This window comes from Salisediminibacterium beveridgei (assembly GCF_001721685.1).
Lineage (GTDB): Bacteria > Bacillota > Bacilli > Bacillales > Salisediminibacteriaceae > Salisediminibacterium > Salisediminibacterium beveridgei.
In genome coordinates, this window is record NZ_CP012502.1 from 1,621,967 (window position 1) to 1,635,717 (window position 13,751).

10 protein-coding genes are annotated in these 13,751 nt (G+C 40.9%); all 10 read left to right on the top strand.

Annotation, left to right across the window (positions count from 1 at the left end; translation table 11 throughout):
- The first annotated feature begins 5 nt into the window (after positions 1 to 5).
- The 10 genes from BBEV_RS07605 (at position 6) to BBEV_RS07650 (ending at position 13,745) form a co-directional block, all read left to right on the top strand.
- Positions 6 to 941 carry a dipeptidase gene (locus tag BBEV_RS07605; RefSeq protein WP_069364922.1) on the top strand — a complete coding sequence of 312 codons (936 nt, stop codon included), beginning with the start codon at positions 6 to 8 and terminating at the stop codon, positions 939 to 941.
- Positions 942 to 1,093: 152 nt separating this feature from the next.
- Positions 1,094 to 1,621, top strand: coding sequence for a peptide-methionine (S)-S-oxide reductase MsrA (gene msrA / locus BBEV_RS07610; RefSeq protein WP_069364923.1), 528 nt, complete (start codon positions 1,094 to 1,096; stop codon positions 1,619 to 1,621).
- Between the two features lie 2 nt (positions 1,622 to 1,623).
- Positions 1,624 to 2,058, top strand: coding sequence for a peptide-methionine (R)-S-oxide reductase MsrB (gene msrB / locus BBEV_RS07615; protein ID WP_069364924.1), 435 nt, complete (start codon positions 1,624 to 1,626; stop codon positions 2,056 to 2,058).
- Positions 2,059 to 2,311: 253 nt separating this feature from the next.
- Positions 2,312 to 3,286: a D-alanyl-D-alanine carboxypeptidase family protein gene (locus BBEV_RS07620; RefSeq protein WP_232318280.1), complete on the top strand. Its 975-nt coding sequence runs from the start codon at positions 2,312 to 2,314 to the stop codon at positions 3,284 to 3,286.
- 83 nt (positions 3,287 to 3,369) lie between these two features.
- The gene (locus tag BBEV_RS07625) at positions 3,370 to 4,560 is read left to right on the top strand and encodes an alpha/beta hydrolase (protein ID WP_069364926.1); all 1,191 of its coding nucleotides are present in this window, start codon (positions 3,370 to 3,372) and stop codon (positions 4,558 to 4,560) included.
- A gap of 52 nt (positions 4,561 to 4,612) precedes the next feature.
- On the top strand, positions 4,613 to 5,773 hold the full coding sequence (locus BBEV_RS07630) for an aminotransferase class I/II-fold pyridoxal phosphate-dependent enzyme (protein ID WP_069364927.1): 1,161 nt from the start codon (positions 4,613 to 4,615) through the stop codon (positions 5,771 to 5,773).
- A gap of 172 nt (positions 5,774 to 5,945) precedes the next feature.
- Positions 5,946 to 8,783 carry a 2-oxoglutarate dehydrogenase E1 component gene (locus BBEV_RS07635; protein WP_069364928.1) on the top strand — a complete coding sequence of 946 codons (2,838 nt, stop codon included), beginning with the start codon at positions 5,946 to 5,948 and terminating at the stop codon, positions 8,781 to 8,783.
- Positions 8,776 to 10,038 (top strand): 2-oxoglutarate dehydrogenase complex dihydrolipoyllysine-residue succinyltransferase, encoded by a 1,263-nt coding sequence (odhB, locus tag BBEV_RS07640; protein ID WP_069364929.1) that lies wholly within the window; start codon positions 8,776 to 8,778, stop codon positions 10,036 to 10,038. The genes BBEV_RS07635 and odhB overlap by 8 nt, the downstream gene beginning before the upstream one ends.
- Positions 10,039 to 10,146: 108 nt before the next feature.
- A complete protein-coding gene (locus BBEV_RS07645) occupies positions 10,147 to 12,576 on the top strand; it encodes a dynamin family protein (RefSeq protein ID WP_069364930.1) in 2,430 nt (809 codons plus the stop codon).
- Positions 12,577 to 12,722: 146 nt separating this feature from the next.
- Positions 12,723 to 13,745: a hypothetical protein gene (locus BBEV_RS07650; protein ID WP_157100940.1), complete on the top strand. Its 1,023-nt coding sequence runs from the start codon at positions 12,723 to 12,725 to the stop codon at positions 13,743 to 13,745.
- Positions 13,746 to 13,751: the final 6 nt, after the last annotated feature.

The following is a 13,751-nucleotide window of genomic DNA, read 5'->3' on the forward strand; positions in this document are numbered from 1 at the left end:
GGCTTTTGAAGATTTATGATTTACATTGTGATGCATTATTAAAATTGTACGAAAATCCGGAACTCGATTTCTCAATAAGTTCGGAGCTTGAAGTGAACATTCAAAGATTGATCGCTGGTGAAGTTAAGGTTCAATTCTTTGCCATTTTCCTTGAACCCGACACACCATCAGACAATTTGTTTGATGCTGCATTGAAACAAGTGGATTTATTCCACCGCAAGATTTTGGATAAACATCCCCAGTTCGTAAAAATTACGGACTGGGAGCAATTGAATCACCTTGCTCCCGGTGAAATTGGTGCCGTCTTGACACTGGAAGGCGCGGATGCATTTGGAAATGACATAGCAAAGTGGCGCCTCTTGCATGATTTGGGTGTACTTTCACTGGGAGTTACCTGGAATCAGGCGAATCTTTGTTGCGATGGGATTGGCGAATCCCGTGGCGGTGGATTAACAGAGTTAGGTTTCGAAGTAGTTCGTTTCAATAACGATCGCGGGATTCTGACGGATGTTTCTCATATTTCCCTTGCCGGTTTTGACAACGTCCTGGATGTGGCGGATTATCCGATTGCTACTCATTCAAACGCAATGAGTAAATGTGGGCACCGAAGAAATTTGAATGACCGGCAAATCAAAAGACTGATAGAAAGACAAGGAATCATTGGTGTTGTCTTTAACCCACCGTTTATTGGCGAAAATGAGAATATGGCTTCCATTGCTGAGTTGATGACTCACATTGATTATATTTATTCCATGGGAGGTGGAAACTGTATTTCTCTCGGATCTGATTTCGATGGAATCTCTTCTTATGTCAAGGACTTGTCACATGCAGGTGAATATCAGAATTTGATTCAAGCTTTATTACAACGGTACGAGATAGAAGTAGTTGAAGGCTTTGCTTGGAAAAATGCGCATCGATATCTTTCCGGAATTACTACTTGAAAAGGGTGTCAATCACTTGCTCTTTCCTGATTTTATAAAGGAGAGAGCTCTTCAATGTAAACTGGAACCTGACAGCATGAAATAAGACATGGAAGTCATTAAATGCTATACTGATAGTGTAATCAATAAATCAATGTTAAGGAGGCTGCCCAATGTCTGATGCATTTAAAAAAGCGACTTTTGCAGGTGGGTGTTTCTGGTGTATGGTGAAACCATTTGATGAAGAAGACGGCATCGAAGAGATCATCAGCGGGTATACCGGAGGAGAAAAACCAAACCCGACCTACCAGGAAGTCTGTTCTGAGACAACGGGACACCGAGAAGCAGTTCAAATCACGTATGACCCGGAAAAAGTCGACTATGAAGACCTGGTTGAACTATTTTGGAAACAAATTGATCCAACCGATCCTGGAGGACAATTTCATGATCGGGGACATTCTTATACAACTGCCATTTATTTTCACGACGAGGATCAGAAAAAAATTGCAGAGAGATCAAAACGTATTCTTAATGAGAGCGGAAAATTTCACAAACCTGTTGCTACTGAAATTCTTCCGGCAAAACCTTTTTATAAAGCTGAAAATTATCATCAGGATTATCACAGGAAAAACCCTTCCCACTATGCTATGTACCGAAAAGGCAGTGGAAGAGAAGACTATATCAAAGGAACGTGGGGATAAAGATGGATCGAAAAGAGGAGCGTCTCAAGCAGTTAAATGACATTCAATTTCAGGTCACTCAAAAAGACGGAACCGAACCCCCTTTTGACAATCCACTCTGGGACTTCTTTGCTCCTGGCATTTATGTGGATATTGTAAGTGGAGAAGTATTATTTCTCTCGAATGATAAATTCCATTCCAATTGCGGGTGGCCGAGTTTCAGCCGACCTGTTCATGAAGATGCATTGGTGGAGAAAAAAGACAACAAACTCATGATGATGCGTATTGAAGTCCGAAGTAAAGAGGCCGACTCTCATTTGGGACATGTCTTTAACGATGGTCCAGAACCTACAGGTCTCCGCTATTGCATCAATTCAGCTTCAATCCGCTTTATCCCGAAAACAGACATGGAAAAAGAAGGGTACAGCGAGTATGTTCATCTTGTTAAAGATGCTTAAGTCTGTTATACCGGGGAATCCGCAAAAAGGATTTCCCGGTTTTTCAATTGTAATCTGTTTGTCATTGTTCTCAATCCTTGATCACGGTAAAGTAAAGGAGGGAACATTCGAGATAGGAGGAGAATTGTAATTGAAGATGAATTTGATGATAAAATGGATGATATCATGTGTACTTTTATTGATATTACCGATTGTGTTTTCAATTTCCGAAGCTTCAGCGGAAACCGGGATTCAAAGTGACTCTTATATTATAATGGATGCAAGCACGGGGAAAATTCTTGAATCGCAGACTCCGCACAAAGAAAAGTATCCTGCAAGTCTTACAAAAATACTGACAGCACTAGTTGTCATTGAAAATGCCGAACTGGATGAAGAAGTGAGAATCAGTGAAAAAGCAACATATGCCGATGGAACCAGAGTTTATTTAGAAGAAGATGAGACAGTTTCGGTGAAACAGTTACTTCACGGCATCATGATCAGTTCAGGAAATGATGCAAGCGTTGCTCTGGCAGAGCATGTTTCTGGATCTGTTGAGGCTTTCAGTGAAATGATGAATGACTACATGGAAGATGACCTTCAACTTGAACATTCTCACTTCTCCAATCCGCATGGTTTATTCGAAGAAGATCACATAGCAACAGCATACGATTTAGCAATACTGGTGAAAAAAGCTATGAAAAATGATATATACCGGCAAATCTCTAATAAAACTGATTATCACTGGCAATCAGAAGGCTGGGATACACGCATTTATAACCATCATCCCATGCGTCACTCAGATGAGTGGACGATTGCTGGAAAAAACGGTTTTGTCTCAAAAGCCGGGTATACTTTGGCTACGGTTGGTAAATACCAAGAAACGGAATTGATCGTCATCACGCTGGATGCGCCTTCCAGAAACACGGCTGTCCGTGATACGAGAAATCTGTTTGAGCGTCATTTCAAATCGCATGAGACCGTTTGGATAGATGTCGATCAGAGCAGTTACTCACGATTTGCCAATGTGCCAGATGTAATCCCTGTGACAGCTCTTAAATATGAGTCTGTCACACAAATTGCATATGAGGAATACCTGATTCACAGAGGAACAGCCGGACGATTGCTCTCCGTTGACCGGATCGGACATTCTCCTTCGCTTACATTGGATAGAGCCCCTGCTGCAAGAGATACTGCGCTCTTTTCAGATGATCTGGTGATTCGCCATGTTTATGGTGTGCAAAATGAGTAAAATGTTTAAATGTACTTCAGTCAACGTGATAATTTCTTTATTGACCATTGAATCATGACATTACTGATGAAGGAGCATCACCCATGAATGCAACCAAAAAATGGCTCAAACGTATCAGTTTTGGAATGATCCTGTTATCCGGTTTAAGTATTATTGCTGTAGCGACAGCTATTTTCTTCTGGCAATCAACTGATTCAGGGCGTCTCCCTGCCAAAACTGCTGTCGTGTTGCATGCGATTAACAATAATCTTGTTCCACTCGATATTGAAATCGACATGCCGGCTTTTTTATCAGGATCACCGGCTCCGGGCAGTCCAGGTGTCAGAATGGTAAGAGAAGATTTATCAATTCCTGTGACTGATCATATCACCATTCCTGCAAGAGTCTACTATCCAAACACAGAAGGTCCCCATCCTATGGTCATGTATTATCACGGAGGGGCTTTCTTAGAGGGATATGGAAATTTGGATACGCATGACAACGTCATTCGATCCATTGCAAGAAGGACGAACAGTGTAGTTGTTGCACCTGCCTACCGTCTCGCCCCGGCATATGCTTTCCCGGCGGCAATAGAGGACAGTTATGCAGCAATGGAATGGGCTGTTGAGAACGCGGAACAATTTAACGGAAACCCTGAACAGTTAAATGTTGTTGGAGACAGTGCAGGTGGAAATATCGCTACGGTTATGACGATTATGGCAAGAGACAGAGATGGACCGGATATCCAATCTCAGGTTTTGATGTACCCATTGACAACATTTCTCGATGTGTCATTTGAATCAAGAAATCAGTATGACAGTGGTTATTTCCTGCTTTCCAGGGCTGTAATGTACCGAGCCAGAGATTTATACACTCCTCAGGAATTAATGTGGTCAAGTCCCTACACATCACCGCTTCATGCTTCGGACTTATCTGATCTACCTCCGGCTCTTGTTATAACGGCGGAGTTTGATCCACTTAGAGATGAAGGGGAGGCATATGCAGAGCGTTTATTTGAGGCGGGTTCACCCGTTATACTATCCCGATATGAAGGTGTTATGCACGCTTTTATTTCGTTTTATGAAATCATGGAAAGCGGAAGGGAAGGATTAACGCAAACCGCTCAATTTCTGAGACAAGTAAACAGTGGAAGACTGGACCCGGAACCATCATTCACTTTTGAGATCCGCGAGCCACCAGAAGGAATTGAGAGGATCCGAGATCAATCCGAAGCATTTGCAATTGGCGCATACCTTTTAGGGAGAACAGGAATGAACATATTATCGAAAGAATAAAAGGGACATTGAACATTGAAAGTTGGTGAATACTATGCAAAATAGAATAGATATGGCGAATTATATCGGAGAACGGGCTAAATCCTTACAAATTTCCGGAATCCGTCAGTTTTTTAATCGCGTGCAGCAGTATCCGGATGCGATCCAACTGACGTTGGGGATGCCGGACTTTAAAACCCCGGAGCATATTAAACGAGCGGCCTCTGAAGCGATTCAAAACAATCATACGACATATACACCGAATGCCGGAATTCTCTCATTAAGAAAAGCGGTCTCGGATTTTCTTCATGAAAAATATAAATTGATCTATGATCCTTATAATGAAGTTATTATTACCAATGGTGCATCACAAGCAATCGATACTGCGCTTCGGACCATATTGAACCCGGGGGATGAAGTGTTGATTCCCGCACCCGTATATCCTGCATATGCTCCTGTGATTGAGATGGCAGGAGGTTATCCGGTATTTATAGACACGAGAAATACTGGTTTTAAACTGACCGTCTCTCAGATTCAAGCCCATGAATCGAATCGAACCAAAGCGGTCATTTTGCCATATCCTTCTAATCCAACCGGTGTTGTTCTCAGTAAAACTGAACTGGGGACTCTTGCATCTTACCTGGCTGAAAAACCATATTTTGTATTGGCAGATGAGATTTATTCCGAATTGAATGCTTCAGGTGTTCATCATTCCATTGCAAATGAACCCGGCATGAGAAAACAAACCATCGTGATCAACGGTGTGAGTAAATCTCATGCCATGACAGGTTGGAGAATTGGTTTTCTGATGGCGCCTGCTGAAATCGCTTCTGAAATGCTGAAAGTTCACCAGTACAATGTCAGTTGTGCCAGTTCCGTCTCTCAACATGCTGCTCTGGCAGCTATGACAAATGGAAAAAATGATGCGAATGAGATGAGAATGGCCTATGATGAACGAAGAGATTTTATCATTCGCAGACTTCAGGATCTGAATATCCCGGTGACGAAGCCTGATGGCGCATTTTATGCGTTCCCATCGATTTCAGGTACGGGACTCAGTTCTATGGACTTTGCCCTGAAACTGCTGGAGGAGGAACGTTTGGCAGTAGTTCCAGGAGATGCTTTTTCACATCTTGGTGAAGGTTATATCAGATTATCCTATGCTTATCATATGGATGAACTGAATGAGGGTATGAGAAGACTGCAAGCTTTTTGGAGTCGAATCAAACGATAAGTGACAGAAACTGGACAGACGTCCGGTTTCTTTTCTTTGTAAAAGGGTACAATGAATATAGAGTAAGCCACTCGCTTTTCAATGAATGTGTTAACATGATAAACTACGTATGGAAACGTTTAACACCACAATGGTATTATTAAATACACGAGAATAACGGAGGTTTCAAAACATGTCGGATCAGGAATTAGCCAATCGTAAAGGATGGGAACAGTTTACAGGTGTTAACCTTGCCTATATGTTGGAACAATACGAACGATTTGAATCAGATCCAGATCAAGTGGAAGAAAAATTAAAATCATTTTTTGAACGCTTTGGTCCCTACAAGGATGAAGGCCAAAAGGTGCGCCCTGATGCAAGAACATCAAGTAGTTCAATCGATTACAAAACAGTTATTAAAGCTTCAGAATTGGCAGAGTCTATTCGTCGTAATGGTCACCTTGTTGCGGATATCATGCCAATTGAAGAGGACCATAGGCCCGATGGATTATTTAGGTTATCGGATTTTGACTTAACAAAAGAGCAAGTTTCAGAATTGCCAGGGGAACTCCTGTCACCATACAGTCCAGAAAAACAACAGAATGGATATGAGGCGATTCTCCATTTACAGCAGGTTTATACTCAAAAAACCGCATTTCAATTTAAACACATTCAAGAGATAAAAGAACGGAAATGGCTTTATAAACAAGTTGAATCCGGTGCCTATAAACGAGAATTTGACGAAGATGATAAAAAAAGAATCCTTGAAAGATTAAATAAAGTCGAAGGATTTGAAGCCTTTCTCGATAAAACATTCAAGGGTCAGAAACGATTTTCAACGGAAGGCCTGGATGTGATGATCCCCATGCTCGATGAAGCAGTGAGGGAATCAGTTTCTTCAGGAACCGAACATATCTACATCGGTATGGCGCACCGTGGGCGGTTGAATGTCCTTGCACATGTTCTGGGGAAACCCTATGAAATGATTTTCTCTGAGTTTCATGATGCGCCGAGTAAAGATCTCGTCCCTTCCGAGGGATCTACAGGAATCAACTATGGTTGGACAGGTGATGTGAAATATCATCTCGGAGCTGATCGTGAAATTAAAGAGAGTGCAAAAGAAGCGACGATTACACTCGCTAATAATCCCAGTCATCTGGAATTTGTGAATCCTGTTATTGAAGGGCTTTCCAGAGCCGTTCAGGATAACCGTCGACAGGCTGGATTTCCTGAACACAAACCCGAAAAAGCTCTTCCGGTCCTGATTCATGGGGATGCTGCATTTCCAGGCCAGGGTGTTGTTGCGGAAACACTCAATATAAGCCGTTTGAAGGGCTACAGTACTGGTGGGACCCTTCACATCATTGCAAATAATATGATCGGCTTTACCACGGACAGTCAAGATTCCAGATCAACAACATATGCCAGTGACCTTGCCAGAGGATTTGATATCCCGGTGATCCACGTCAATGCCGATGATCCTGAATCCTGTGTTGCTGCGATTCATTTAGCTTATGAGTATCGTAAAACGTTTCTGAAAGATATTGTCATTGACTTAATTGGCTATCGAAGGTACGGGCATAATGAAATGGACGAACCACTTGCAACTCAACCTTCGCTTTACAAAAAGATTAAAGATCATCCTTCTGTTTTTCAAATGTATGGAGATCAGCTGGTTGAAGAAAACATTATAAGAAAAGAAGAAATGAAGGCAATGAGAGAAGAATTTCTCGATAAATTAGGGAATCAGTTTGATAAAATTAAAGAGAATAAGCGGCAAAACATTGATCCGGAAATGTCTCCGCCATCCGAAGTGATTTCAGGTATTGATAAATATCAAAAATCAATTTCTTCAGAATCACTTGAAACGATCAATAACCAGTTACTCGAATTCCCTGAAACATTTCATGTATTTCCTAAATTAGAAAAAATCCTGACGCGGCGAAAAGAGGCTTTTTTGAATCATGCCATCGATTGGGGACATGCAGAAACGTTGGCATTTGCAACGATATTGAAAGATGGCATTCCGATTCGATTGACGGGGCAGGATTCAGAACGTGGTACATTCAGTCACCGACACCTGGTATTGCATGATTATCAAAATGACAATACGTTTTCGCCACTTCACGGGCTAAAAGATGTAAACGTATCATTTGCAATTCATAACAGTCCCCTTTCTGAAACGGCATGTCTCGGTTTTGAGTATGGTTATCAGGTGGAAGCGCAGGATACACTAACAATTTGGGAAGCCCAGTATGGTGATTTTTCAAATGGGGCTCAGGTTATTCTGGATCAATTCATCTCCAGCGGGCGAGCAAAATGGGCTCAAAAGTCAGGGCTCGTATTGCTGCTTCCACATGGTTATGAAGGGCAGGGCCCTGAACACTCCAGTGCAAGACTTGAACGGTTTTTAACGTTGGCAGCAGAGAATAACTGGCATGTGGCAAATGTTACGAAATCGAGTCAATACTATCATCTGTTAAGACGCCAGGCACACTCATTAGGGACCGAAAATGTCCGTCCACTGATTATTATGGCACCTAAAAGTCTCATCAGAAATGAGAGGGTATTATCAGACGTTCCTTCCTTTACTGAGAAAGGTTTTGAACCGGTATTTCTTAACGATTCCGGTAAGGAGCCGGATAAAGTCACCAGATTGATTTTAACGCAAGGGAAAATTGGCGTTGAACTCGAACAAGCTATGAGTGAAACTGGAAAAGATCAGTCCTGGCTTATGAATATGAAAATTGAAGAACTGTACCCGTTTCCCGCAGAAAAAATACGGGAGAAGCTAAAAGAATATCAACAGATAAAAGAAATTATCTGGATACAGGAAGAACCTCAAAACATGGGGGCATGGACTTATATCATGCCATATTTACAGGGCTTATTCGGATCAGAGAACGTCAGCTTTACCGGTAGAAGGCGCCGATCGAGTCCTGCTGAAGGAGATCCGAAAGTTCACAAAAAAGAGCATGAACGTATTATAGACGAGGTGTTAACGAAGAAGGGAGATCGCAAACATGACTGATATTATAGTACCTGAATTAGCAGAATCCATTACAGAAGGAACGATTGCCCAATGGTTAAAAGCACCAGGGGACAAAGTTGAAAAAGGGGATGACATCGTAGAACTTGAAACAGATAAAGTGAATGTCGAAGTTCCTGCAGAAGCATCCGGCATCTTAAAAGAAACATTCTTTGAAGAAGGTGACACTGTGAAAGTAGGGGATGTCATCGCAAAACTCGGGGAAGCTGAGGAATCTGATCATTCGGTTCAAAAAGATTCTGAAAGTACTGGTAAAGAATCAAAAAAAGAGGCGAAATCAGAAGAACAAAATGAAGAAAAACATCCTCTTGCAAAAGAAGAAGTTGAAAGTGGAGAAGAGCAGCAGAATGAGCGCACGATTGCTTCTCCTGCTACCAGGAAATATGCAAGAGAAAAAGGTATAGACCTCAATGATATTGCTCCGGCTGATCCACTGGGGAAAATCAGGCAAACAGATATCGACGCTTATATGAAAGGGCAAAAAAAAGAGCAGTCAAAAAAAACGCCATCACCAGAAACTTCTTCTTCTTCATCAAAACCGGTCAAGCGTGAGAAAATGTCGAGAAGAAGGCAAACCATTGCCAAACGGCTGGTTGAAGCACAACAGACTGCAGCAATGCTTACGACATTCAATGAAGTCGATATGACTAATCTGATGGATCTGAGGAGCCGGAGAAAAGAAAAGTTCCAGGAAGATTTTGATGTAAAACTCGGATTTATGTCGTTCTTTACAAAAGCAGTGATTGGCGCATTGAAAAAGTACCCTTATATCAATGCCGAAATCGATGGAAACGAAGTCGTTTTAAAAGACTACTTCGATATCGGTGTAGCGGTGTCTACCGAAGACGGATTAGTTGTACCGGTTGTCAGAGATGCTGACAAGTTAGACTTTGCCGGAATTGAAAAAGAAGTATCTGGTTTGGCTGAGAAAGCGCATGCCAAAAAACTCGGACTTGAAGATTTACAAGGAGGATCTTTCACCATTACGAATGGCGGTGTATTTGGCTCTCTTTGGTCCATGCCGATTTTAAATACACCTCAAGTAGGGATTCTTGGAATGCATAAAATACAACTTCGACCGGTGGCTACAGGCAAAGAAACGTTTGAAAACCGTCCAATGATGTATATTGCACTAAGCTATGATCACCGGATCATTGATGGAAAAGATGCTGTAGGATTTCTCGTTAAAGTCAAAGAGCTTATAGAAGATCCGGAATCCTTGCTACTTGAAGGATAGTGTTCAGTTTATCAGGGCTGTCTCTGTCATTGACGACAGACAGCCTTTTTTTGTTCGAGTCTGCTATGATAAATGAATGTAAAGGTTAATGAAAGGTGGAAGCATGTCATGAAAACTGCGCAGCATGACTCTGTTATAGAAAATATACTCTTCTCATCTGATGAGTTAGAGCGTTTCTATCGGATTCAGAATAAACAAGCGTCTCCGGTTTATGAGATTGCATTTTGCGGGCATTTTTCCGCGGGGAAGTCCACGATTTTGAATGAACTGATTGGTGAAAATATCCTTCCGGTGAGTCCAATTCCAACAAGTGCTAATATTATCCGGATTCAAAATGGCGCATTGAAGTTAGAAGCGAAGATGGCAGAAGAGACCGGACCCCGTATTTTCAAAAATGAAATTCCATGGAACCGCGTCAGAGAGTGGGGGAGAAATGGTCAAGATATCGAACATTTACGGGTTTATGTTCCACTGCCATGGCTTTCAAAAACAGCTGTTATTTCCGACACGCCTGGAGTGGACTCAACAGATCCAACACATGGTGACGTGACTGTGGATCAATTATATACAACGGATATGGTTGTATATGTTATGGATTACAATCATGTGCAAAGCGAAACGAATCTTCATTTTCTGAAACAGCTTACAGATGAACGAAAACCTGTCATGATCGTGATCAACCAGATTGATAAACATTCTGAAAATGAGTTAACTTTGGATGCGTTTAAATCCTCAATCAGAAAGACATTCCTCAGTTGGAAAATCAAATTTCAAGACATTTTTCTTTTGTCTATGAAACAGTCAGACAATCCGATGAACGAGTGGCCACGTTTCCAAAATGAATTAAAATCTCTGATGTATTACAATGATCATTTAATTGAAGACGCAGCGAAACGATTAAATATCGGATTCTATGAACGTGTGAGAAAAAGAATCATTGAGGACATTGATCATATTATTGAAGAATACAACGGTGAAATTTTAGAAATCAGATCTTCACCCGATGAATTGAAAACATTTGAAGATACGCTGGAGCGCTATCAGCAAGCTCTTGAATTCCAGAACCGGATTCAGGAAGATTACCAAAGAAAACAAGAGAAGTTGTTTAAGAATATTGTCCTTTTTCCGCATAAAATTCGTGAATTAACGAAGGTTTGGCTCGAATCGGAAGGTAAAAGCAGGAAGCCGGGAATCTGGTTTATGAAGAAAAAATGGCAGGTGGAGAGAGACAAACAAACTGATGTACTGATAACGGAATTGAATGATCAGATACAGACACAGCTTGCCTTTCACATAAAAAAATATTTTATCAATGATGTGGATCTGCACTATATCAAAGATGTTGATGCTTTTCAAAAGAAAGTCTACGATACGAATATCATTATCGATGAGTCATTGTTGACCTCATTCAGAAAAAAAGGACCAGTATCTGACGCTTATCTATTTCACTTCACTGATCAAATAACAACTCATATCGTTTCAGAATGGAAGAAACAAGCTGAAGATTTGATAAATGAAGTCTTGGATCATTCCCGCATTGAGAACGAAGTTCATATTGTATCGCTTCAAAATCAGTTGGACTCCTATAACCACCTCAGATCCCTTTATAATGAGATTGAGGATCGCAAATCAATCTATTATCGTGATTTGGAACAAATTGAATCGATATTGGATGATTTAAAGTCCCCAACTGATTATTATCGACTGATCGATGATATCAGAAACAGAGCAGTAGACTATAAAGAAAAACCAGAGAAACTGAATTTGATAGATGATGGAAACCCCGCTATTGAAAAACCGACCGAAATATTTCCGGATGAGCTGATTGAATCAGATTACGATGTCGCTTTTACAAACAAACGAATCAAACAGTTTTCAGATTTATTGAAACTGGAGAAACCCGGCACTTTTCTTGAAGATGAGCGAAATCAGTTGCACAGTCAAGTGAATCGTCACATCAATCAGGAGTTTGTTATTTCATTATTCGGTGCCTTCAGTTCAGGGAAGTCAAGCTTTGCAAATGCACTAATCGGCAATGACCTATTACCGGTGTCCCCCCAACCTGCGACGGCATCCATCAGTGAAATCAGAAAATCTGATGAATTACACCAACACGGAACAATTGTCGTTCAATTCAAAACAAAAGCAGAGCTCGAGGATGAATTGCATGAAGCCGGTAAATTGCTCTATGAAACCTTGACCATTGAAGGACTTAAAAAATGGGATTCAACACGAGGGAATCAAAAGAAAACAATTCACCAGTCGACTTTGGATTATGTATCAATTCTTCAAAGGGGTCTGGAGAAGAATGCTGAAATGCTCGAAAGAGAAATAAAATGTTCGATCGATGATCTTGGACTGTATGCAGCTGATGAACAGGTAGCATGCCTTGTTGAACGTTTGACTGTATTTTATGACTGTGACTTAACTGAGAAGGGCATTACACTGATTGATACCCCGGGAGTGAATTCGATTCATTCAAGACACACAAGGACTGCTCTCAAGCAGTTAAATCAATCTGACGCTATTTTTTTCTGACGTATTTCAACCACGCTTTTTCAAACGCAGATAAACATTTTATCGAACAAATCAGCCAAATCAACGAAACATATTCGGAAGATAAACTCTTTTTTATTATCAATGCCTGTGATCTTGCTGAAAATCAGCATGAACTTTCGGCTGTGATGGATCATGTGAAAGGAGAACTGGCGCAGTCGGGTGTTAAAAAACCCAGATTATCTGCTGTATCAAGTAAACAAGGATTATTGGCGAAACAGCGTGATGTGCAAGATGTAAGTGGTTTCCATCAATTTGAGAAGAAATTTTACAATGAGATGGTGCATCGGTTAAAAACTTTGAGTTATGAACGTGCAGAGCAACTGTACTCCCGTTATTTAAAGCGGGCGAATGATTGGGCTCTTCTTTTGAAATCCGGTAATGAGGAATTGCATCAATATAAAAAGCAATTGATTGATTCATCAATGAAGGCTAAGCAGGCTGTTAATGTCTCAAGTTTTCAAGCAGTAAAAGGATATACATTTCAGGAATTGGATGAAATGATTTTATTTTTGCGACAACGTATGACTTATCAAATGTCAGACCTTTTCAAAGAACATATCAATGTCTCCACAGTGAATGCAGACAGCCGAAAAGAATTAAAATATCAGTTTAGTGAAGCTGTTCAAGGGTACGTGTTAAATGTGGAACAATATGCTAACAGAGAGATGACTACGTTACTGATTCGTTTGGAAAATAAGGTGAATGATCAAATCCGCCATTGGTTACAAGAACTGTTGAACGAGATACGTATCTGGATTCCACATCTGAACGATGCGGAAATACAACAATCTCTTGATATCAATGATATGGAGATGTCTTTCGTTTTGTCCATAAATGCAGAAGACTATATTGATAAAGTGCATTCAAAGAAGGAGTTATTTGTCCGTCAGACTGTAAAGGAAATCAAAGAAAAAATGATATCCGATACAGAAGAGGTGATGATGCACTACCTGCAAGAATGGAAACGAGCTATAAGTCATAGCCTCGAGGATAAATTACGACAGGCCGAGTCGGCAATAAAAAGCTTAATAAAACATCAGTCAGAGCAAGATGAAGTTCGCCTCAGCAAGCTGAATGATCCGAATGAACTTGAGCGTTTAAAGAAGGAAATCACCCTCGTTCGCAAATACCACTTATCATCAGACTAGGAGGAG

Coding starts and splice junctions, on each gene's coding strand:
- BBEV_RS07620 (WP_232318280.1), top strand. CDS start 2,312: ATGGATGCAAGCACGGGGAAAATTCTTGAATCGCAGACTCCGCACAAA.
- msrB (WP_069364924.1), top strand. CDS start 1,624: ATGGATCGAAAAGAGGAGCGTCTCAAGCAGTTAAATGACATTCAATTT.
- BBEV_RS07650 (WP_157100940.1), top strand. CDS start 12,723: ATGGATCATGTGAAAGGAGAACTGGCGCAGTCGGGTGTTAAAAAACCC.
- odhB (WP_069364929.1), top strand. CDS start 8,776: ATGACTGATATTATAGTACCTGAATTAGCAGAATCCATTACAGAAGGA.
- BBEV_RS07645 (WP_069364930.1), top strand. CDS start 10,147: ATGAAAACTGCGCAGCATGACTCTGTTATAGAAAATATACTCTTCTCA.
- BBEV_RS07630 (WP_069364927.1), top strand. CDS start 4,613: ATGGCGAATTATATCGGAGAACGGGCTAAATCCTTACAAATTTCCGGA.
- BBEV_RS07625 (WP_069364926.1), top strand. CDS start 3,370: ATGAATGCAACCAAAAAATGGCTCAAACGTATCAGTTTTGGAATGATC.
- msrA (WP_069364923.1), top strand. CDS start 1,094: ATGTCTGATGCATTTAAAAAAGCGACTTTTGCAGGTGGGTGTTTCTGG.
- BBEV_RS07635 (WP_069364928.1), top strand. CDS start 5,946: ATGTCGGATCAGGAATTAGCCAATCGTAAAGGATGGGAACAGTTTACA.